The sequence below is a fragment of the Comamonas guangdongensis genome, from assembly GCF_041079535.1.
In the GTDB taxonomy this organism is placed as follows: Bacteria; Pseudomonadota; Gammaproteobacteria; order Burkholderiales; family Burkholderiaceae_C; genus Comamonas; species Comamonas guangdongensis.
Genome location: NZ_JBFYGN010000028.1, coordinates 18,500 through 39,337, shown reverse-complemented (window position 1 = coordinate 39,337; position 20,838 = coordinate 18,500). Strand labels below are relative to the sequence as shown.

Here is a 20,838-nt window from a genome sequence, read left to right as displayed (position 1 = left end):
AAATAGGGAAAGCAAACTTCAGATCAGTGTTTTTGGAACGGGCCCCAATCGGGCTCACGTATGTCTCCGCCCTGGCCCGCCAGACGCGCCTTGATCTTGCCGTCCAGCGTGGTGGTCATCAGAGCTTCGCGGCCGCCCTGGATGGTGGCGTAGACGATCAGGCGGCTGTTGGGCGCAAAACTCGGGCTCTCGTCGGCCGTGGTGTCGGTGATGGAATTCACGGTGCCGCTGGCCAGGTCCATGACCTGCAGCTTGAAGGCGCCGCCCACGCGCGAGACATAGGCCAGCCATTTGCCGTCGGGGCTGACGGCCGGCGAGATGTTGTAGCTGCCGGCAAAGGTCACGCGCTCGGCGTTGCCGCCCGAGGAAGAGACCTTGTAGATCTGCGGCGCGCCGCCGCGGTCGCTGACAAAGTAAATCGTGCGCCCGTCGCTGGAGAAGCAGGGCTCGGTGTCGATGCCGCTGCTCTGCATCAGGCGGCGCGGCTCGCCACCCTGGGCGCTGAGCAGATACAGCTGGGAGCCGCCGTCGCGGCTCAGCGTCACGGCCAGGCGGCTGCCGTCGGGCGCCCAGGCCGGCGCGCTGTTGGAGCCGCGGAAGTTGGCCAGCAGGCGGCGGTGGCCGCTGGCCACATCGTGCACATAGACCACGGGCTTGCGCGACTCGAAGGACACATAGGCCAGCTGCGTGCCGTTGGGCGCCCAGGCCGGGGAGATGATGGGCTCGGGGCTAGACAGGGCCGATTGCGCATTCTCGCCATCGGCATCGGCCACCCACAGGCGATACTGGGCACCGGCCTTGGTGACATAGGCGATGCGAGTGGAGAAGATGCCTTTCTCGCCGGTGAGCTTTTCGTAGATGTAGTCCGCAATGCGGTGGGCCACCAGGCGCAGATCGCCGGTCGTGACGGCAAAGCCCTGGCCGCCCAGGTCCTGGCCCTTGACCACATCCCACAGACGAAAGCGCACGTCCCAGCGGCCGTCGGCCAGGCGCGTGACGCTGCCCGAGGCCAGGGAATCGGCGCCCTTCTGGCGCCACTGGGCCACATCGGGGCGAGAGGTTTCATCGAGAGCGGCGCCCGAGGCGTCGACGGCGCGGAACTGGCCGCTGCGCTCGAGGTCGGCCTGGATGATGGCCGAAATCTTCTGAGGCGACGCCCCCTCTCCCTTGAACTGTGCAATGGCGATCGGCAGCTGGGTCAGGCCGACGCCGGTCACTTCGACCCGGAACTGGGCCAGTGCCGGAATGGCTGGTGTGGCAGCCAGAGCGGCCAGCATGGCTCTACGTGAAGCTTGCGGCCCTGCCGCCAAAGAGGAAAGGGATGGAAGTCGGTCAATAGTCATTGGCAGCCATCAATATCTCCGGGAACGCCCGGCACAAACACAAGCGCGAATGTTACACACACTGACTGCTTCCTGATGTAAGAACGTGCTCAGTAGGGTGATCAAACGCAAGTGCGACAGATTTTTCGGATTCGGAGCATGCCAGAGCTGGCATGTGTAAGCCCGCAATCCTCTCTTTGTTTGATAAGCGTGGCAAGCCATCGTCACACTCGCAAACAATATAAACGGCTTTTGCGCTTGAAATCTGCCCGCGCATTCCTGCGGTGCTGCGGCTTCGCATGCGGGCCGGCGCGGCCCGCGCAGATCGCCACCTGAATGGGCACCGGCCGCAGGCCCCCTAAAATCACGCGCTTATGCAAGCCACTCCGTCCCCATCGCCAAGCGAGGCCAGCCAGGCCGCGCCTGTACCGTCATCCGCCCAGCCTGCCGCCCCCCATCCCTCGGAGCTGCCGCTGATGCAGCGCCTCAAGCGGCTGACCCCGTATTTCTCGGGTCAGCGCTGGGCCTGGGTGCTCGCCATTTTGGCCACGCTGGTGGGCGCGGCCACCGAGCCCGCCATGCCCGCCCTGCTCAAGCCCCTGCTGGACAGCGGCTTCACCCAGGGCTCGCTGCCCTTGTGGACGGTGCCGGTGTTTCTGATCGGGCTCTTCGTCATCCGGGGCCTGGCCCAGTTTGCGGGCCAGTACGCGCTGGCGCGCATCACCAATGACGGCATGCTGCTGCTGCGCCAGAAGCTGTTCGAGCGCCTGCTGGCCGCCGACATGAGCCTGTTCTCACGCCAGTCGGCCTCGGCCCTGTCCAACACCGTGGTCTACGAGGTGCAGACCGGCGCCCAGCAACTGGTGCAGGCCATGATGAGCATCTCGCGCGACGGCTTCACGCTGATCGCGCTGCTCGGCTATCTGATCTATCTGAACTGGCAGCTGACGCTGATCGTGGCCTTTATGGTGCCCGGCGTGGCCTGGATCATGAAGACCCTGTCGCGGCGCCTGTACCGCATCACCAAGTCCAGCCAGACCGCCACCGACGAGCTCGCCTATGTGGTCGAGGAAAACGTGCTGGCCCACCGCATGGTGCGCCTGCATGGTGCCCAGCAGTCGCAGCAGTCGCGCTTCAGCGGCCTCAGCCGCCAGCTGCGCAGCCTCAACACCAAGGCCACGATCGCTTCGGCCGCGATGACGCCGCTGACCCAGGTGCTGGCGGCGATTGCGCTGTCCGTAATTCTCTGCATCGCCCTGTGGCAAAGCCGCGAAGGCGGCGCAGGTGCGGTCAGCGTGCAAGGCGTGACCGTGGGAGGCTTTGCGGCCTTTATCTCGGCCATGCTGATGCTGATAGCGCCGATTCGCCGCATGGCCGATGTGGCCAATCCCATCACACGCGGCGTGGCGGCGCTGGAGCGCGGCCTGTCGCTGCTCGAAGGCTCTAGCGATGAGCAAGGCGGCTCCTTCAAGCCCCAGGCGGCCGTCAGCGGAGAGCTGCAGCTGCGCGACGTCAGCGTGCAGTTCGGCGCGAACAAGCCCCCCGCGCTCTCGCATCTGAGCCTGAACGTCAGGGCCGGCGAGGTGGTAGCCCTGGTCGGCCCCTCGGGCGCCGGCAAGACCACGCTGGTCAATCTGCTGCCGCGCTTTCTCTCGCCCACCGGCGGCCAGATCACGCTGGACGGCGTGCAGCTGGCCGAATGGGATCTGCATGCGCTGCGCCAGCAGTTCGCCATGGTCAGCCAGGACGTGGTCATGCTCAACGCCAGCGTGGCGGCCAATGTGGCTCTGGGCTCGGATATCGACGAGGCGCGCGTGCGCTCGGCGCTCGAAGCCGCGAATCTCGGCGACTATGTGCGCCAGCTGCCCCAGGGCCTGCAGACCCTGGTGGGCCACAACGCCAGCCAGCTCTCGGGTGGCCAGCGCCAGCGCCTGGCGATCGCGCGCGCGCTGTACAAGAATGCGCCCATCCTGATTCTGGACGAAGCCACCTCGGCGCTGGACAACGAATCCGAACGCCTGGTGCAAGAGGCCCTGAACCGCCTGATGCAGGGCCGCACCACGCTGGTGATCGCCCACCGCCTGTCCACCATCGAGCATGCCGACCGCGTGGTGGTGATGGAGCGCGGCCGCATCGCCGAGCAGGGCACGCATGCCGAGCTGATGGAGCTGGGCGGCCTCTACGCCCGCCTGCATACCCAGGTGCGCAGCGCCACACCCGGCGAGCAGCAAATTTAAGAGCAGCTACCGCTGATACGCAAAGGACTTCAGGCCAATATCGGTCTGAAGTCCTTTTTCATTGGGCGCTGCCAGCTATCTGATTGATTACCAGCCCCCGCGCGACGGCTGGGTGCGGCGCTCGTTCTGCAAGGCCTTGTCCAGCAGCTCCACCATATAGCGGCGGTCCACCAGCCGCGCAAAGTCCACCGCCATCAGATTGCGCTGGTTGCGCAGGGTGATGTCCGCGCCCTCTTCCAGCAGCAGCCGGACCACGGCCTCACTGCTGTACTGCGCAGCGAGCATCAGCGGCGTCGTGCCGTTGGGCGAGGCCGCGTCGATATAGGCGCTCTCCTCCAGCAGCAGCTTCACGATGTCCAGGGTCTGGGGCGTGTCCGCCGAGGCCGCGTAATGCAGCGGCGTCCAGCCTTCGCGGTTGACGTCGGCACCGCGCTTGATGAGTTCCCTGGCGATGTCCAGATGCCCTTTGATGCAGGCCATCATCAGCGGCGTCTCGTTCTGGCGCGAGGCCAGATTCACGTCGATGCGGGGCGCCGAGAGCAGCACCTTGAACACCCGGAGCGAATCCTGATGCAAGGCCGCCACCAGGCCCGGACGCCCGCGCGTATCCAGCGTGTTGGCATCGAAGCCGCGAAAGATCAGGTTCACCATGGCGCTGTCGTTGTCGCTGACCAGAGCGCGCGAGTAATCCTCGTAATCATCGGCCCGGGCGGGGCCGGCCAGAGCTGCAGCCCCGACGGCGGCAAGCGCCCCCAGCCAGCGCAGGCTGTGGCGGCGATTCAATCGTGCGGCGTATGGGGCTGCGGAAAAAGTCATGCACTCGCTCCCGAAGTCACGCCCTGGAACAGGCGGTCGAAATTGGCACTGGTGGCCGCGGCCACCTCCTCCACGGACATGCCGCGCACCTCGGCGATCTGCCTGGCGACAAAAGGCACGTAGGAGGGATTATTGGTCTTGCCGCGGTAAGGCACGGGCGCCAGATAGGGACTGTCGGTCTCGATCAGCAGCTTGTCCAGCGGCACAAAAGCCGCCACGTCGCGCAGATGCTGGGCGTTCTTGAAGGTCACGATGCCCGACAGCGAAATGTAGTAGCCCATGTCCAGCGCCGCGCGGGCCACGGCCTCGGTCTCGGTGAAGCAGTGGAAGACGCCGCCGGCCTGCGTGCCGCTGTCGGCCTCGCCGCCTTCGCGCAGAATGGCCAGGGTGTCGTCCGAGCTGCTGCGCGTATGGATGACAAGCGGCTTCCCGGCCAGCTGCGCGGCGCGGATATGGGTGCGAAAGCGCTCACGCTGCCATTCCAGATCGGCAATCGTGCGGCCGCCCTTGCGGTCTTCCATGCCGTAATAGTCCAGCCCGGTCTCGCCAATCGCCACCACGCGCGGCAGCGCCGCGCGCTGCACAAGGTCCTGCACGCTGGGCTCGGTCATGTCCTCGGTATCGGGGTGCACGCCCACCGTGGCCCAGAAGTTGTCGTAGTCCAGCGCCAGCTGGTGCACATCGGCAAACTCTTCCATGGTGGTGCAGATGCACAGCGCGCGCGTGACCTTGGCCGCGGCCATGGCCTCGCGGATCTGTGCGAGATTGGCATGCAGCTCGGGAAAGTTCAGATGGCAATGCGAATCGGTAAACATGAATCAACCTGTCAGAAACAACCATGCCGACCCCGGAAGCGCAATCCCGCTGGTCGGCACGCAAGGCCGGAACACCCGGCCGTCAAACCTTGTCAAACTGTCTGCGTCGGCTTCTCGGAGCTCAGGGCCGTACCCAGAATCTGCTCGATCTTGGCCTTGAGCTGGACGGATTTCTCATCCTTGGGAAACCTGATGCCCACGCCCTGGGTGCGATTGCCCGAGGCCCGCTCGGGCGTCACCCAGGCCACGCGCCCCGCGACCGGATAGCGCTGGGGATCGTCGGGCAGCGTCAGCAGAACATAGACATCATCACCCAAACGGTAATCACGCTGCGTGGGCACGAAAATCCCCCCTTCGGCAAACAACGGAATATAGGCCGCATAGAGAGCGGCCTTTTCCTTGATCGCCAGCTGCATCACGCTGGGACGGGGAGAGGTGGTTGCGTTCATAGGGGACGGGAACAATCTGTAGTGAGGCCGCGGCCGGCAGGCCCGAGGTTAACACCCGGCCGACCATTCACCAAGCCGGGCGGGCCGGGCTCTAGCGTGCCGGCCGCCCGGCTTTGCCGGAGATCAACACGCTGCGCGCCCTGGCGGCCAGGGCCTCCATCATCAGGCCCGCGTTGAAAGGATGGTCGGCCGTGCGCGCGGCCTGCACCAGCTCGCGCGACCACTCCGCGAGAAGCGCCATGGACAGCGGCTTGCCCGGCAGATCCGCCGGCGAAAAATAGCGCGGCGCACCGCCGCCGGCCAGGGCCATCAGGTCATGGCAGATTTTCTGCAGCGCAGCCACGGCATCGGTGGGTGCAAAGGCCGCCAGCGCCGCCACATCGCCCTTGGCCAGCTGGCGCGGCAGCTGCGACCAGGCCGCGGCCTTGCCCGCGTCGGCGGCCAGGCGCAGAGCGTCGCCCGGCCGTCCTCCGGCCGCCAGCAGCGCGGCCGCGGCATCGGCCTCGGACAGGCCCTGAGCCTGCAGCCATGGCGCGGCCTCGGTCGCCGCAGGCCAGCTCATGGTATGGGCCAGGCAGCGGCTGCGTATCGTGGGCAGCAGCAAATGCGCGGCCTCGCTGGCCAGCACGAAGCGGGTGTCGCCCGGCGGCTCCTCCAGCGTCTTGAGCAGCGCATTGGCCGTGATGGCGTTCATCTGCTCGGCCGGGTAGACCAGCACCGCCTTGCCGCGCCCGCGCGCGCTGGTGCGCTGGCAGAACTCCACGGCATCGCGCATGGCGTCCACGCGGATTTCCTTGCTGGGCTTGCGCTTCTTGTCGTCGATATCGGCCTGAGCCTTCTCGGGCAGCGGCCAGCCCAGCTCCACCATCTGCACCTCGGGCATGAGCACACAGAGGTCGGCATGGGCCCGTACATCGACGGCATGGCAGCTGGCGCAATGGCCGCAGGCGCCCTGGGCCGAGGGCTGCTCGCACAGCCAGGCCCGCACCAGCGACAGGCCCAGCGCGTACTGGCCCAGGCCCGAAGGCCCCTGCAGCAGCCAGGCGTGGCCGCGCTGGGCCAGCAGCTGGCCGCGCTGCGCCGCGATCCAGGGCGCCTCGACGCTGGGCTCGCTCATGGCTGACTTTCCTCCATACCGGCCAGCCAGCCCTTGTGCGCCACGGCCAGCATGATCTGCCGCCACACCGCGTCGCGGCTGGCATGGGCCTCTATGCGCACAAAGCGCTGCGGCGCGGCCTGGGCGCGGTCCGCATAGCCGCGGGCCACGCGAGCGAAGAACTCGCCAGGCTGGGCCTCGAAACGGTCGGGCACGCGGGCCGTAGCCAGGCGTTCGGCCGCCACTTCGGCGGGCAGATCGAACCACAGCGTCATATCGGGCTCACGCAGCAGATCCGGCAGCAGGCCGGCCTCGGGCGCCGTGCCCGTCTGCACCATGCGCTCGAGAACGGCCAGCTTTTGCAGGTCGAAACCTCGACCCGCGCCCTGGTAGGCAAAGGTCGCGTCGGTAAAGCGGTCGCAGATCACCACCTCGCCGCGCGCCAGCGCAGGCTCTATGACCTGCAGCAGATGGTCGCGCCGTGCCGCAAAAGCGATCAAGGCCTCGGTCAGCGGGTCCATCGCGTCATGCAGCATCAGCGCGCGCAGCTTCTCGGCCAGCGGCGTGCCGCCGGGCTCGCGCGTCAAGGTCACCACACGGCCATGGTCGCGGAAGGCCCGGGCCAGGCCGTCGATATGCGAAGACTTGCCCGCGCCGTCTATACCCTCGAAACTGATGAACAGTCCTGTTGTCATCTAAAAATCATCCATTCACTGAAAAGGCACGCTCCAAGCCAGCAGACACCAAGCAAGGGCAGCCCCGCAGCGAAGGTGTCGTCCCCCTCAGGGGGAAGGCGCGAAGCGACTCAGGGGGAAATTACTGCCCTCTCTGATAGCGGTTGACCGCCCTATTGTGCTCGTCCAGCGTGGCGCTGAAATGGCTGGAGCCATCGCCCCGGGCCACAAAGTACAGAGCCTTGGTCTGCTCGGGCTGCACGGCCGCCATCAGCGCGGCCTTGCCCGGCATGGAGATGGGCGTGATGGGCAGACCCGCACGGGTATAGGTGTTCCAGGGCGTATCGGTCAGCAGATCGCGCTTGCGCAGATTGCCGTCGAACTGGGCACCCAGGCCGTAGATGACCGAGGGATCGGTCTGCAGCAGCATGCCTATGCGCAGGCGGTTGCTAAAGACGCCCGCGATCTGGGCGCGGTCCGCGGCCTTGCCGGTTTCCTTTTCCACGATGCTGGCCAGGATCAGCGCCTGGTCGGCGGACTTGAGCGGCGTGTTGGCCGCGCGCATTTCCCAGGCATCGGCCAGACGCCTGTCCATGGCATGCAGCGCGCGGCGCAGCACGGCCATGTCGGAGCTGCCCTTGGCATAGGTATAGGTATCGGGGAAGAAGCGGCCCTCGGGCGCCACGCCATTGCGGCCCAGCGCCGTCATCACGGCCTCGTCGCTGAGGCCGGCGCTGTCCTGCTTGAGGAACTCCTCGCGGGCCAGCGCTGCGCGCACCTGGCGCCAGTTCCAGCCTTCGACAATGGTCAACGCGCGCAGGCTTTCCTCGCCGCGCGCCAGCTTCTGCAGCAGCGCATAGGGCGTGAGCCCCGTCGCCAGCTCGTAGTTGCCGGCCTTGATGGCCCGGTCCTTGCCCGACAGGCGAAACCATGCATACAGCAGCCGCGCATCGGTCTGCACCCCGGCCTTGACCACGTTCTGCGCCACGCCGCGCGGCGTGGTGCCGGGCTCGATCTCCAGCTCCAGCACGGGCTTGTTCAGGGGCAGGGGCTGATGCAGCCACCACCAGGCCCAGCCCGCGGCCACGGCGGCCGACAACAACAGCAATATCAGTGCACGGGTAAGAGCACGCACAACCTTGATCCATAAAAGACTTAGAGCGGCGATCATAATTCAGCCATGACCCTGTCCCAGACGCTGCCGCTGAACGGCATCACTCCCCTATCTCATCTTGGCGTCATCCGTGCCGTTGGCGTCGATGCCGCCAGCTTCTTGCACGGCCAGCTGAGCAACGACTTCGCGCTGCTGGACCTGGAACACGCCCGCCTTGCGGCCTTCTGCACGGCCAAAGGCCGCATGCTGGCCAGCTTCATAGGCTTCAAGCGCTCGACCGACGAAATCCTGCTGATCTGCGACCGCAGCCTGCTGGCGCCCACGCTCAAGCGCCTGTCCATGTTCGTGCTGCGCGCCCAGTGCAAGCTCAGCGACGCCACGGCCGACTTTGCGCTCTACGGTCTCGCGGGCGCTACCGCCCAGGAATATCTGCCCGCGGATGCTGCGCCCTGGAGCCTCAGGCAGGCCGGCGCGGCCAGCGTGCTGGCTCTCTACCCCGCTGCCGGCAACCGCCGCGCCCTGTGGCTGGCGCCCGCCGGTCAGGCGCCTCGCGGCGAGACCCTGAGCGAAGAGCTGTGGCAATGGTCCGAGGTACAGAGCGGCGTCGCCACGCTGTCGTCCCCGGTGGTCGACGCCTTTGTGCCGCAGATGCTCAATTACGAATCCCTGGGCGGCGTCAATTTCAAAAAGGGCTGCTATCCCGGCCAGGAAGTAGTGGCCCGCAGCCAGTTCCGCGGCACGCTCAAGCGCCGCGCCTATCTGGTGCATGCAGCCCAGGCCGTGAGCGTGGGCCAGGAGGTCTTTACCCCCGAGGACCTGGAGCAGTCCACGGGCACGGTAATCCAGGCCGCGGCCGCGCCCGATGGCGGCTGGGACGCCATAGTCTCCATGCAGATTGCTTCGTCCACGCGCGGCGACCTGTTCGCCCACGTGGCTCTGGCCGAAGGCCAGAGCGCCGATGCGGCCCAGGGCGCAGCACTGCAGGTGCAGCCTCTGCCCTACGCGCTGCTGGACGATATCTGACCACGCCCACCAAGCACGGCGGGTAAAACCGGCACACCCCAACCCAGAGGCACCAAGCAAGAGCCGCCTCGCAGCGAAGGTGCCGTCCCCCTTCCAGGGGGAAGCGGCGCAGCCGCTCAGGGGGTTAACACCTTCCGCATGGTGATGTGCGGAATGCCGGCCTCTTCATAGGGCTCGCCCACGGGTGCAAACCCGGCACGCAGATAGAAGGCCTCGGCATGGCGCTGGGCATGGAGCACGATTTCCCTGTCGCCGCGGTCGCGCGCCGCGGCCATCAGGCTGTCCAGCACCATGCGGCCCCAGCGGCCGCCGCGCACGCTGCGGTCCACGGCCATGCGACCGATGCGTCCCACGCCGGGCGCATCGCTGACCAGCCGCCCCGTCGCCACGGGCTGATTCAGGGCATTGAACAGCACCACATGGCGAGCCACGGGGTCGAATTCGTCGATCTCGATCTCGCGCGGCACGCCCTGTTCGCGCACGAACACGGCCATGCGCAGACGCTCGGCATCGCGTCCCAGATCGTTCCAGCTGCCCGAGCGCAGGCTGACCACCTCCTGCCCGGCCTCAAATGCCGTCAACACATCGCGCAGCTCCTGCGGCAGCGGCCTGGGGGTCTGCGTGGCCGCGTCGGCAAACACATAGATCAGCTCCACGGTGTTGAGCAGTTCCATGCCGCGGAAGATGCCGGCCTCGAACTGCAGCGAGGTATTGCCCTGCCTGACGCAGCGAATGCCCACCTCCAGCACATCGCCCAGCGTGGCCGATCCGTGGTAGGTGGTGCTGGCTTTTTTCACGAACAGCTCGCCGCCCAGCGCGGCAAAGCCGCTTTCGTAGGGAATGGCCAGCTGGCGCCAGTAATTGGTGATGGCCACATCGGCGTACATCAGATAGTGGGCGTTGAAAACGATTTTCTGGGCGTCCACCTCGGCCCAGCGCACCTCGATGCGCGTGAAGCTGCGAAAGTCCTGTCTTTGCATCTCAATCCTTGTTGTGGTTCAGTTCAGTCCAAAGGCATCGCGCAATGCCGCAGCCATATGGGCATGGGCCGTCCGCGCCTCGGCGATCACACGCCCCATTTTGACGAATTCATGGGTCACGCCCTTGTAGATTTCGAGCTCCACGGCAACGCCAGCCATGCGTAGCTTGTCCGCATATTCCACGCCCTCGTCCACCAGCGGATCGCATTCGGCCAACCCTATCCAGGCCGGGGCCACATCGTCCACATCGGGCGCCAGCAGCGGTGCAAAGCGCCAGTCCTCGCGCTGCTCGGGCTCGGTAATGTACTGCGCGAAGAACCAGCTGATCGCAGGCTCGTCCAGCACCAGACCATGCGCATAGCGCCGGTGCGAATCGGTATCCTGATGGGCCGTGGTGCCCGGGTAGATCAGCAGCTGCAGCGCCAGCTCCAGCCCCGCGTCGCGCGCCTCGATGGCGCAGGCCGCAGCCAGGGTGCCGCCGGCGCTGTCGCCGCCCACGGCCATGCGGCCCGCATCCGCACCGAGCTCGGCCGCATGGGCGGCCAGCCATTGCAGCGCGTCCCAGGCATCGTTGTGCGCCGTGGGAAAACGGAACTCGGGCGCCAGCCTGTAGTCCAGGGAGACCACCATGCAACCGGCCAGATGCGCAAGCCGGCGGCACAGCAGGTCGTGCGTGGCCACGCTGCCCACGGTGAAGCCGCCGCCGTGCAGATACAGCAGCAACGGCAGGCCCGGCGCCTGCTCATGCGCGGCGGGCGCATACAGCCTGGCCGGCAGGGCCGCGCCGTCGCGCGCGGGTATCAGCAGCTCCTCCACGCGCGGCAAATCCTGCCGCGGAATCTCGAGCACGCCGGCGCCGGCCTCATAGGTGGCCCTGGCTCCGGCAGCGCCCAGCTGATAAAGAGGCGTGCGCGCCGCGCGCTCCATGCGGCGCAGCACGTCGCGCATCGAGGGCGTCAGACTCGCGGGCAAGGCCTGGTGAACAGCAGACATGGTCGGGTTTGATTCCTGTCAAAAACACAGGCTGGCATTGTGGGGCGCGAAGCGCAAGTCTGCACACGGCCGCCGCAAATTATTCCGGGTCAATAAAGTCGCAAACCCGGGCCTGGCATTCATGCGCCTTCCGCGGCATCACTTGCAGTGACGTGTTGAACCAAAGCCGCAAACACAATTCAGGTTCAATGGAAACAGACACTTATAAGCCCCCATAGCCCAGCATCCTTGGCTAGCTTGACACCGGCACACGCGGTGTGCTGACGGAGCTTGATAGCGCCGACCTCCCAGCTTTCCGCCCACAGATTCAGTCCATGTGAATCCGGTCCTGGGCGATCGCTCAGAGTGGACTGTCCCTAGACGCTTGAGTGCCCCCGGGCTTGAGGCCGGGAGTTGTCTACCTGACTCGGGGCAGTCCACCGTTACTTGGATCTATCGCGCAGGCCTTCGCTCCAGCGCGCCAGCCAGCCCGAGGCCGCCACCAGTGCCTGGCTGCCTTTGCCCAGCAGCGCAGACAGCTCCGTCTCGGCACGCTCGCGCAGCGTCTCCTCGTTTTCAGGCAGCGGCGGCAGCACATGGGCGTAGTAGCTTTTGCCAAGCACCCGATGCAGCAGGCGCTCGCCCGGAAAAGGCTCGTTGTTGTTCAGCGCCCGCGCGCCCTTGAGGATGTTGCGGATGGCCGCTGTGTTGACAGCGGACTTGGCCCCCTGAATCAGCAAGGTGCGCAGGTAATCATCGCCGCGTTTGGTGATATTGCCGAGGCTGGTTTTACCTCCGCTGGAGTTCTGGCTGGGCACCAGACCCAGCTAGGCACCGAATTGCTTGGCACTGCGGAACTGCTGGAACTCCCCCACGGTAGCCACCAGTGCCGAGGCCGTGATGGGGCCGATGCCCTGCAACTGCGCGGCGCGTTGGACGCGTTCATCGCTGCGAAGGTGGACCTCGATGCGCTCATCGCACCAGGCGATCTGAATATCCAGATCAATCCAGTGCAGCAGCGCCTGCTCCAAAGCCAGGCGCACCATGCCAGGCAGTTCATTGCTCGCGTCTTCGAGCACTTCATCCAACACCTTGCGCAACGTCTCCGGGCGCTGTGGGAACACCAGACCGAACTCGGTGAGCAGACCCCGAATACGATTGGTGCACGCATTACGTTCTTGCTTGTAGCCTTCGCGCAAACGATGCACCACCAGTTGCCCTTGCTGCGCAGCGCTCTTGATGGGAACAAAGTGCATGTGGGGCCGACTGGCGGCTTCGCAGATCGCCGCCGCATCATTGGCGTCGTTCTTGCCACTCTTGCCGGCCATCCGATAAGGCGTGACGAAGTGCGCCGCAATCAGCCGAGCATCCAGACCGATGGCCTGCAACTGCCTTGCCACATGGTGCGAGCCGCCGCAGGCTTCGGTGACCACCAGGCAGCCTTGCGGCAAAATGGCGCACCATGCATAAAAGCGCTCGGGAGACAGGGATTTAGCCAATACCAGGTGACCCCACTGATCCACTGCGTGGACTTGGTAGAGACGCTTGGAAAGATCAACGCCCACTCGCACGATGGGCCCATGAGTCAGTTCAGTCATGGCATTCTCCAGTCGAATTCCGATAGAACTTCCGGACATCCATGCTGAACTTCGAGCATCAGCGCTGGACTAGGAAAGTCCCTTCGTATTCGATTGCTGCCGCGCCCCTCAGGGGCGATCAAATAAGGGGCAACAACCAGTTCCCTTGTGAGCTCAATTTGGATGTGCGCTGAACCGCAGCACTAGCGACCTGAAGGCAATCCAGTTCAATCAAAAAAAGCGCTCCATTGGAGCGCTTTTTCAGGGGGCGACGAGTTTACGACTTTAGTTCTTCACCACCATCCCCCGCAAACCCGCATGAATGCTAGGTCGCTGTTTACGACTTTATTTTCGAGTTTACGACTTTATTTACCCAGAATACCAAGCCTGTCCCCGGCGCGACGAAATGCCGGGTGCCTCAGGGTTTGCTTTCTTTGCACTGCAGCATGAGACTTCTAGATTCTTTGGCATTCACCTCCCCGAGCAAGCCATGGCCTTTATCAATTACGTCACCCAGATCCAGTTTGACTTCGGCGCCATCCAGCTGCTGCGCCAGGAATGCGAGCGCGTGGGCATCGCCAAGCCCTTGATCGTGAGCGACCCCGGCGTCAAGGCCGCAGGCATTTTGCAGAAAGCCGTCGATGCGCTCGGTGGCCTGCCGCATGCGGTGTTTGACCAGACCCCGTCCAACCCCACGGAAGCTGCCGTGCGCGCCGCCGCGGGGATCTACCGGACCCAGGGCTGCGACGGCCTGATCGCCGTGGGCGGCGGCAGCGCCATCGACTGCGCCAAGGGCGTGGCCATCGCCGCCACGCACGAAGGGCCGCTGTCCTATTACGCCACCATAGAAGGCGGCTCGCCGCGCATCGGCGCGCATGTAGCCCCGCTGATCGCCGTGCCCACCACCAGCGGCACGGGCAGCGAGGTGGCGCGCGGCGCCATCATCATCGTTGACGACCATCGCAAGCTGGGCTTTCACAGCTGGCATCTGGTGCCCAGGGCGGCCATCTGCGACCCCGAGCTGACCTACGGCCTGCCGCCGCTGCTGACGGCTGCCACGGGCATGGATGCGATTGCCCACTGCATGGAAACCTTCATGGCCTCGGCCTTCAACCCGCCGGCCGACGGCATTGCGCTCGAAGGACTGACGCGCGGCTGGGCCCATATCGAGCGCGCCACGCGCCAGGGCAGCGACGGCGAAGCCCGGCGCCAGCTGATGAGCGCCAGCATGCAGGGCGCCATGGCCTTCCAGAAGGGCCTGGGCTGCGTGCATAGCCTGAGCCACAGCCTGGGCGGCATCAACCCGCGCCTGCACCACGGCACGCTGAACGCCATGTTTCTGCCCGCCGTGGTGAGCTTCAATGCCGAGGCCGACAGCGTGCGCCGCGAGAACCGCCTGAACCGCATGGCCCACGCCATGGGGCTGGCCAGCGGCAGCGACATTCCCGCGGCGATTCGCGACATGAACGCCCGCCTGGGCCTGCCCTCGGGCCTGGCGGCCATGGGCGTGGAGCGCGCGCAGTTCGAAGCCGTGATCGCCGGAGCACTCAAGGACCACTGCCATGCAAGCAATCCGCGGCCGGCCTCGCCCCAGGACTACGAGCAGCTGCTCGCCGGCTCGCTATAAGAGCGTGTCGACGATCTCGACACGCTCTAGGGCCTAACGCCTGCCTGCCCCGCACATGGACATGCCTGCTCAGCCCATGCCCGCCTGCTTGCGCGCCTCGCGGATGCTGTCCATGAGCTGATGGGCCATGGCGGCCAGCAAGGCCATGTCGTCGGCGGACATATGGCGCGGCTGGTCATCCATGATGGACAGGCAGCCCAGCACATGGCCTTTTCTGTCCACCAGGGGCGCGGCCGCATAAAAGCGCAGCTGCAGCTCCTGCAGGCCGGGATTGGCCGCAAAGCGCGGGTCGCGCGCCAAGTCGGCGATCATGATGGCTTCGCGGCCATGGACCACATAGGAGCAGATGCTTTGCGCGCGCGCCAGGCTGGCGCTTTCCTGGCCCTGGGGCATCAGCAGGCTGCCCGGCGCATAGACCCGGTCCGCATCCACCCAGGAGACCTGGGCCCAGCGCGTGTTGAAGACATTCACCGCCTGCTGCGCGGTCTCGCGGTACAGCGGCGCCAGCGCCGCATCCAGCGCGCCGCTGGCGTGCAGGGCCGCGACGCGCAGCTCATCCTCGGCGGGCACGGGGGCTGCGATCACACCATCGCTGAGCTCCTCGACCTGCATCGCATCCACCCACAGCTGCAACTCATGCAGGCTGCTCACGCAGGCCTGGGCTCCGCAGGCGGCCGCAAATTCGGGGTCCGCGGCCACGGCGGGCGCGTTCCACAGCGCCAGCACCACGTTCACGCGCGGCCAATGGCGGCGGATGCGGCGCAGGATGCGCCGCGCCATGCTCTGCGGCTGGGGGTTGAAGCTGGACAGCACCAGCAGATCCGCCTGCTGCATGGCTTTCATCCATTCATGATCGGCGGGCAGGGGATTGCCGCTGCGTGACATCAGCGTGGCCTCCGTCGCCAGCGCCCAGTCCGAGCTGCTGACCACATGGCCATGCAGGCTCTCGGCATGCGCCACCATGGCCGCCGCCAGCGCATCCACCTCCCAGCGCACGCCCGCGCTGTGAATGCGCAGGCGGCGCTGGGCGCGGCCGCCGGCAGCGCCGCCGGGCGCCGCGTAATGCTCCTGCAGCTCCTCGATCACCGCGTCCATGCCGCTGGACAGCCTCAGCCTGTGCTCGGCGGTCGCAAACTCCAGATGCTGCTGGGCAGCGATGCGCAGCGCGGGAATGCCGACCTCGTCGTAAAAACCGCTCACGGCCAGGGCGCGATCCTGCGACGCGGGCCTGGAGGGCAGCCTGGCCTGCACGCCGGCCACGGCCAGGCCTATGGCGGCATCCAGATCGTCGGCCAGCAGGCGCTGGTACAGGCGCTGCTGCGGCCCCAGCACGGGCGCGCTGCCCAGCAGCACCTCCATGAACTTCAGCGCCGGAATATTGCGCCCCAGCACCAGCAGGCAGACCGTGAGCGGCGTGGACAAAATCAAGCCCAGAGGCCCCCACAGCGCGGTCCAGAACGTGGCCGCCACGATGATGGACAGCGCCGACAGGCCCGTGCTGGAGCCATAAAGCCAGGGCTCGAGCACATTGTTGCTGATCAGCTCCAGCAGCAGGATGAGCCCCAGCGTGAGCAAGAACATGTCCCAGCCCGGGTCGACCGCAAAGGCCAGCACCAGCGGGAACAGTGCCGACATCAGCGGCCCCACATAGGGCACAAAACGCATGATGGCGCCCAGCGCGCCCCACAGCATGGCGCCGGGCACGCCTATGAACCACAGCCCCGCGGCCAGCGGCACGCCATAGCTGACATTGACGATGAACTGCATGCGCAGGTATTTGCCTATGCGCTCGGAAGCCTCGTCCAGCGCACCGGTGGCCATATACAGATTGCCGCCCATGAGGCGCAGCAGGCGGTCGCGCAGCTCGTCGCGGTCCAGCAGGATCAGGATCACGAACAGCAGCACGATGCCGGCCGTGGTCACGGGCTCGGCAATACGGCCCAGCCACTGCAGCATCTGCGTGGTCGGCCTGGGGGCCGGCGACTGCACCTCCACCTTCTGCACATTGCCCCGCGGCTGGCTGCCGCGCTCCATCTCTTTTTCGACGGTGTCATAGGTCTTGAGCACGCCGTCCCAGGCGCTGGGCATGTTGGCGTTCTTGCGCAGGCTGCGCAGCTTGCCACGGATCGTGGACTGATAGGTCGGCAGGTCGGCGCTGAGCTGCTGCACCTGACTGCCCAGATACATGGCCAGGCCGCCCAGCGCGCCCAGCGCGATCGCCACCACCACGATGGCCGCGGCCATGCGCGGCAGGCCCCAGCGCTTGAGCCGCGATACGGCCGGATCGAGCAGAAAGCCCAGCAGCGAGGCCAGGGCCAGCGGAATCAGCATCTCGCGCCCGAAGTACAGCGCCGCAATCACGATGCTGGCAATCATCAGCCCGATCAGCAAACGCAGGGCCGGGACCATGCTCTCAAGCTGCACGCCGCCGCTGCGCTCGCGCGCCTCCCTGAAGCCAGCTGCCGGCTGCGCCAGTGGCGGGGCCGGCTCGATCTCCAGCGCAGCCCCGGCGGCGTCCGGCCCCTGTAGGGAGCCCGGGTTGCAGCCCCGAGGCGCGGAATCATCGTTCAAAGACATGGACTACCTTGCATAACTGTTTTCGGCGCTGCGCGAGGCCCCTCCACTATCGGAACGCCTGGTAATGCGGCCGGCCGCCAGCGCCGTCGGCCTCGGCCGCGAATGGCAACATCATGGATTGATAGCTGCCGACGCCTGTATTCATTCGTATCCCAAGGTTTTCACAGCTAAATCCCTTGTCAACAGAGCGCTGGCAGCTATCGAAACTGAGGGCATCTGAACGTCAAAGCGGCTCCACTCTTGCAGGATCGGGCTTCTCTAGCCATTGTGCAAACTCGTCCGCCAGCCGGCGGCTGGCCGCCGTGGCTGCGGTCCAGGCCCGGGAGCGCGCCCCATGGTCGGCGCCATAGTCCACAAAATCATGGCGGTCGGGCAGCTTGCCGTGCGGCAGCCCGGCCACCCAGGCGGGATCGGGTGCCAGCACCAGCATGGAGTCCAGAAACCGGCTGCTCCCGTGGCGCCAGCGCAGCGCCTTGTCCAGCCAGCCCGGCACCACGGCCTTCTGGAAATGCGGGTACAGCACGATGCCCTCTCCGTCCTGAGGCAGCGAGCGCGAGGCCAGGTAGTCCAGATGCAGGTGATAGTCGGTGATGCCGCCATCCCAATAGGCACCACGCGGCGCGCCTTGAATATCGTGCACGGCCTGCAGCACGAAGGGAATCGAGCAGCTGGCGCGCACGGCGTCCATGAAGTTGCTTTCGGTCAGCGCCACCTGGCGGGTGCGCAGGTCGCCGCAGCCAAACGGCATGGGGTGCAGGGCCTGGGCCTCGCCCGTGGAAAACACCACGCGCTCCAGCCAGCGCCCCAGGGCCGGGCGATGAACGGCATTGCTGGCAAACGCGCCCAGATAACCCAGCGGCGTGCGCCAGCGCGACTCGCGCGCCAGCAGCCGTCGGCCGCGCGCCGCGATCACATGCAGGCGGTAGCGCGGATGAGCCAGGACCTCGGCCACGCGCCCGCCATAGAAATCCTGCAGGCTTTGCGCAAAACGCTGGCTCACCAGCCAGGCAGGCGTGCGCTTATGCCCCGCGGGCGGATCGAAACGCTGGGCGATATAGTCGCGCTCCAGCCGCTCGAAGGCCTGCAGCGGATGATGCAGACAGGCCGTGGCCATGCGCCAGGCGCCTATGGAGGCGCCGACCAGATCCACGGGCTGATCGCTGCGGGCCAGCCACTGCCCGAAGATGAAACGGTCCAGCGGCCCCAGAATCAGCCCCTTGGGGCCGCCCGCAGCCGCCGGGATCACGCGCACGGCCTCGGGCGCCAGGCCGTGCCGGCGAATATGGGCCAGGGCCTTGGGGCCCGCATAAAGGCGCAAGACGTGCTGCGAAGAGATCATGACGTCATTGTGCCGATATCGCTGGACCCCGCATGTCGCACGCGCGGACCAGGTCCGGCCATGCATGGCGGGAGCTCAGAGCGCCAGATCCAGCTCGCCGCCCGCGTGCCAGTCTATGGAGGCCTGGCGCAGCACCATGTCTATATCCATGCCCAGGGCCAGCCCCACCTCGGCGGGAAAGGAAACGGCCAGGCGTTTGTCGCTCCAGTTCAGCGCACGGGTGGAGGCTCGCCACATGGCCAGATGCAGCACGCCGGTCAGAGGCTCGAACTGGGGTTGCTCCAGCGGCGTATGCATGAACTGCATGGCGTCGGTCAGGGCTGCGGGAAAGTTCCACTGCCGCGCCAGGCCGGCGCAGATCTGGGCCGAGCAGTAGCCAAGCAGCTGCATCTCCACCTGCGCACGCCGCGGGTGTACGGGCTCCAGCAGCTCGGCCAGGCGGCCGCAGGTTTCCGGGTCGGCGCAGTGCAGCAGCAGCTCGCCCATGCCGTGCATCAGCCCCAAGGCATAGGCGGCCGAGGCATTGGCCTGCACCGACATGGCCAGAGCGCGCGCCATGCGGGCCGTGTCCAGGCTGTAGTTCCAGAAAGCCGCCAGACTCCAGCTGGCCGCGGTCTGCGTGCCCGCGCCGGGCCTGGCTTTCTGCACCAGCTGGCGCAGCTGGCCGGGAGCCAGCACCACCAGGGCCTCGGGAATGCTGTGCACGCGCTGGGGCATCAGATGTGCGGGACCGTTGGCGGCGCACAGCAGGCGCGCCGTCAGCACCGGGTCCGTGGAGAACAGCTGGGCCAGACTGCGCAGATGCGGCTCGGGCTTGTGCAGCTCGCTGGACAGCAAAGCCACGGCGCGCGGCTGGCTGGGCAGCGCGGACTGCGACTCCAACAGGGTGGACAGGTTCAAAGGTTTGGCGCGACTCATTTGCGTGCGTGGCCCGGCGCCCGGCCGGCCCTCTTCCGGACCTGACCCAGGCTCTGCGGCCTACAGTTTCTCATCTCTTTGCAATTGCAGCGGCCGGCCCATGACCAGCTGGCCGGCAATCCTGCGTGTCAGCGGTTGTAGCACGGAAAAGTGATCCGCACCCTGTACCGAGACGCAATGCACCTGCTGCGACCTGGGTGCGGCGCAAAGCCTGTCCAGGCTGTTGATATTGCCGGGCCGGCGGCTGCCCTCGATGATCCAGGTCGGACTCTTGACGGCATGCAGCCAGTACAGCGGCGAGCGCAGCCGCTTCTCCTCGGGCGGCAGCAGACTCCATTTCACGGGCCAGTCGTAGCCGCCCACGTCGTCCACGGGACCGAAGGCAAACACCCCCTGCACCGGCAGACCGGCCGCCGCCGCGAGCAGTGCCAAGGTCGCCCCCGTGCTGTGGCCGCCCAGATAGATGCGCGAGGCATCGACATAGGGCAGTTGCGCGGCCTGCAGCATGGCGGCCGCCACGTCCTGGACCTCGCCCCAGAAGTATTCGCGCTGGCCCGGGTTGTCATTGCCGCCGCGCAGCGCGGGGAACAGCATGACCATGCCGGCCTTGCGAAAAGCGCTGGCGCTCTGGTCGTTGGCGGCATCGCCCTCGGTCCAGAACTCGCCCAGGCTGTTGGTATCGCCCCCGGTGAGCCAGACCATCAGTGGCTGCTTGCTGCCGTCGCCGGGGTCGGGCGTCACAAAAGCCCTGAGCCTCAGAGCACCGCTCTGGTAAACCATGGGCACGAACTGCCTTGCCGGCGGCACCGGCATGGGCTTGATGGCCGCACGCGCGCCCGGCAGCAGGGCCGCGGCGATCTCGGTGTTCCTGCCGGCCCTGGCCTGCATCAGGTTCTGCAAGCCTATGGTGCCGCTCGCAATCTGCTGCTCCACGGCCTGTTCGATCCCCGCCTGCTCGGCCTGCAGCGCGGCCCGCTGCTGCCTGGCCGCGGCCTGTCTGGCGCTTGCAGTCTCATGCTCGGCCATGGCCGCGCGTGTGATGCAGCGTCGGCCCTGGTCTATCGCCAAGCCCTGCTCCTGGGCCTTGTCCACCTGGGCCAGAGTGAGCCTGACGGTATGGCAGAGCCCGTCATCCGCGGCCGCCAGAGCCGGTGGCCAGACCAGGGGGGCCGGCTGCTGGGTCTGGTGCCGGGCGCGGTCCAGCGACAGCCAGCCGCGTGAACCCATCTTCGCCCCGATGAACACGACCAGCAGGGCCACACCCATCACCGGCAACACCCTGCCTCTGGTCTTGCGCATTCT

General features: G+C 66.6%; 16 protein-coding genes and 1 pseudogene. 3 read left to right on the top strand and 14 right to left on the bottom strand.

The genetic code is table 11. The features are described from left to right. Nucleotides 1-23: 23 nt before the first annotated feature. Entirely contained in the window at nucleotides 24-1,343 is a 1,320-nt protein-coding gene (gene tolB, locus AB6724_RS18900) for a Tol-Pal system beta propeller repeat protein TolB (protein ID WP_369340081.1), read from the bottom strand. A gap of 353 nt (nucleotides 1,344-1,696) precedes the next feature. Between tolB and msbA the strand changes: the two genes are divergently transcribed. Then, complete coding sequence (gene msbA / locus AB6724_RS18895) at nucleotides 1,697-3,559, top strand: lipid A export permease/ATP-binding protein MsbA (protein WP_369340080.1); 1,863 nt, start codon at nucleotides 1,697-1,699, stop codon at nucleotides 3,557-3,559. 87 nt (nucleotides 3,560-3,646) lie between these two features. Here msbA and AB6724_RS18890 read toward each other — a convergent pair whose 3' ends face one another. From AB6724_RS18890 to mltG, 6 genes are all read right to left on the bottom strand, one after another. Continuing rightward, nucleotides 3,647-4,375, bottom strand: a complete 729-nt coding sequence (locus AB6724_RS18890) for an ankyrin repeat domain-containing protein (RefSeq protein ID WP_369340079.1) — start codon at nucleotides 4,373-4,375, stop codon at nucleotides 3,647-3,649. Further along, nucleotides 4,372-5,190 carry a TatD family hydrolase gene (locus tag AB6724_RS18885; RefSeq protein ID WP_369340078.1) on the bottom strand — a complete coding sequence of 273 codons (819 nt, stop codon included), beginning with the start codon at nucleotides 5,188-5,190 and terminating at the stop codon, nucleotides 4,372-4,374. Before AB6724_RS18885 ends, AB6724_RS18890 begins: the two co-directional genes overlap by 4 nt. Nucleotides 5,191-5,282: 92 nt before the next feature. Next, entirely contained in the window at nucleotides 5,283-5,639 is a 357-nt protein-coding gene (locus AB6724_RS18880) for a PilZ domain-containing protein (protein WP_369340077.1), read from the bottom strand. A 91-nt stretch (nucleotides 5,640-5,730) separates the two neighbouring features. Further along, nucleotides 5,731-6,756, bottom strand: a complete 1,026-nt coding sequence (locus AB6724_RS18875; protein WP_369340076.1) for a DNA polymerase III delta subunit-related protein — start codon at nucleotides 6,754-6,756, stop codon at nucleotides 5,731-5,733. After that, complete coding sequence (tmk, locus tag AB6724_RS18870; protein WP_369340075.1) at nucleotides 6,753-7,430, bottom strand: dTMP kinase; 678 nt, start codon at nucleotides 7,428-7,430, stop codon at nucleotides 6,753-6,755. The genes AB6724_RS18875 and tmk overlap by 4 nt, the downstream gene beginning before the upstream one ends. A 121-nt stretch (nucleotides 7,431-7,551) precedes the next feature. After that, entirely contained in the window at nucleotides 7,552-8,544 is a 993-nt protein-coding gene (gene mltG, locus AB6724_RS18865; protein WP_369340074.1) for an endolytic transglycosylase MltG, read from the bottom strand. 45 nt (nucleotides 8,545-8,589) lie between these two features. Between mltG and ygfZ the strand changes: the two genes are divergently transcribed. After that, nucleotides 8,590-9,546 carry a CAF17-like 4Fe-4S cluster assembly/insertion protein YgfZ gene (ygfZ, locus tag AB6724_RS18860; protein ID WP_369340073.1) on the top strand — a complete coding sequence of 319 codons (957 nt, stop codon included), beginning with the start codon at nucleotides 8,590-8,592 and terminating at the stop codon, nucleotides 9,544-9,546. Nucleotides 9,547-9,662: 116 nt separating this feature from the next. Here the strand turns inward: ygfZ and AB6724_RS18855 are convergent, their stop codons facing one another. The 3 genes and pseudogenes from AB6724_RS18855 to AB6724_RS18845 all read right to left on the bottom strand — a co-directional run. Further along, nucleotides 9,663-10,526: a GNAT family N-acetyltransferase gene (locus AB6724_RS18855; protein WP_369340072.1), complete on the bottom strand. Its 864-nt coding sequence runs from the start codon at nucleotides 10,524-10,526 to the stop codon at nucleotides 9,663-9,665. A gap of 18 nt (nucleotides 10,527-10,544) precedes the next feature. Beyond that, nucleotides 10,545-11,519, bottom strand: coding sequence for an alpha/beta hydrolase (locus AB6724_RS18850; protein WP_369340071.1), 975 nt, complete (start codon nucleotides 11,517-11,519; stop codon nucleotides 10,545-10,547). 668 nt (nucleotides 11,520-12,187) lie between these two features. After that, nucleotides 12,188-13,096, bottom strand: a pseudogene (locus AB6724_RS18845) (IS110 family RNA-guided transposase); the annotation flags it as partial. 469 nt (nucleotides 13,097-13,565) lie between these two features. Between AB6724_RS18845 and gbd the strand changes: the two are divergent. After that, nucleotides 13,566-14,702, top strand: a complete 1,137-nt coding sequence (gbd, locus tag AB6724_RS18840) for a 4-hydroxybutyrate dehydrogenase (protein WP_369340070.1) — start codon at nucleotides 13,566-13,568, stop codon at nucleotides 14,700-14,702. Nucleotides 14,703-14,771: 69 nt separating this feature from the next. On the opposite strand, the gene AB6724_RS18835 is transcribed toward gbd, so the two are convergent. The 4 genes from AB6724_RS18835 to AB6724_RS18820 form a co-directional block, all read right to left on the bottom strand. Next, on the bottom strand, nucleotides 14,772-17,279 hold the full coding sequence (locus AB6724_RS18835) for an AI-2E family transporter (protein WP_439329898.1): 2,508 nt from the start codon (nucleotides 17,277-17,279) through the stop codon (nucleotides 14,772-14,774). A 223-nt stretch (nucleotides 17,280-17,502) separates the two neighbouring features. Next, on the bottom strand, nucleotides 17,503-18,618 hold the full coding sequence (locus tag AB6724_RS18830; protein WP_369340069.1) for a patatin-like phospholipase family protein: 1,116 nt from the start codon (nucleotides 18,616-18,618) through the stop codon (nucleotides 17,503-17,505). A 75-nt stretch (nucleotides 18,619-18,693) separates the two neighbouring features. Then, nucleotides 18,694-19,536, bottom strand: a complete 843-nt coding sequence (locus AB6724_RS18825; RefSeq protein ID WP_369340068.1) for an HDOD domain-containing protein — start codon at nucleotides 19,534-19,536, stop codon at nucleotides 18,694-18,696. Between the two features lie 60 nt (nucleotides 19,537-19,596). After that, nucleotides 19,597-20,835, bottom strand: coding sequence for an alpha/beta hydrolase family protein (locus tag AB6724_RS18820; RefSeq protein WP_369340067.1), 1,239 nt, complete (start codon nucleotides 20,833-20,835; stop codon nucleotides 19,597-19,599). Nucleotides 20,836-20,838 lie beyond the last annotated feature (3 nt).

Bases quoted from the DNA above. Each gene is read 5' to 3' on its own strand.
- ygfZ (WP_369340073.1), top strand. From the start codon at position 8,590: ATGACCCTGTCCCAGACGCTGCCGCTGAACGGCATCACTCCCCTATCT.
- AB6724_RS18835 (WP_439329898.1), bottom strand. From the start codon at position 17,279: ATGTCTTTGAACGATGATTCCGCGCCTCGGGGCTGCAACCCGGGCTCC.
- gbd (WP_369340070.1), top strand. From the start codon at position 13,566: ATGGCCTTTATCAATTACGTCACCCAGATCCAGTTTGACTTCGGCGCC.
- tmk (WP_369340075.1), bottom strand. From the start codon at position 7,430: ATGACAACAGGACTGTTCATCAGTTTCGAGGGTATAGACGGCGCGGGC.
- AB6724_RS18820 (WP_369340067.1), bottom strand. From the start codon at position 20,835: ATGCGCAAGACCAGAGGCAGGGTGTTGCCGGTGATGGGTGTGGCCCTG.
- AB6724_RS18885 (WP_369340078.1), bottom strand. From the start codon at position 5,190: ATGTTTACCGATTCGCATTGCCATCTGAACTTTCCCGAGCTGCATGCC.
- AB6724_RS18890 (WP_369340079.1), bottom strand. From the start codon at position 4,375: ATGACTTTTTCCGCAGCCCCATACGCCGCACGATTGAATCGCCGCCAC.
- AB6724_RS18880 (WP_369340077.1), bottom strand. From the start codon at position 5,639: ATGAACGCAACCACCTCTCCCCGTCCCAGCGTGATGCAGCTGGCGATC.
- tolB (WP_369340081.1), bottom strand. From the start codon at position 1,343: ATGACTATTGACCGACTTCCATCCCTTTCCTCTTTGGCGGCAGGGCCG.
- AB6724_RS18855 (WP_369340072.1), bottom strand. From the start codon at position 10,526: ATGCAAAGACAGGACTTTCGCAGCTTCACGCGCATCGAGGTGCGCTGG.
- AB6724_RS18830 (WP_369340069.1), bottom strand. From the start codon at position 18,618: ATGATCTCTTCGCAGCACGTCTTGCGCCTTTATGCGGGCCCCAAGGCC.
- AB6724_RS18875 (WP_369340076.1), bottom strand. From the start codon at position 6,756: ATGAGCGAGCCCAGCGTCGAGGCGCCCTGGATCGCGGCGCAGCGCGGC.
- AB6724_RS18825 (WP_369340068.1), bottom strand. From the start codon at position 19,536: ATGAGTCGCGCCAAACCTTTGAACCTGTCCACCCTGTTGGAGTCGCAG.
- AB6724_RS18850 (WP_369340071.1), bottom strand. From the start codon at position 11,519: ATGTCTGCTGTTCACCAGGCCTTGCCCGCGAGTCTGACGCCCTCGATG.
- msbA (WP_369340080.1), top strand. From the start codon at position 1,697: ATGCAAGCCACTCCGTCCCCATCGCCAAGCGAGGCCAGCCAGGCCGCG.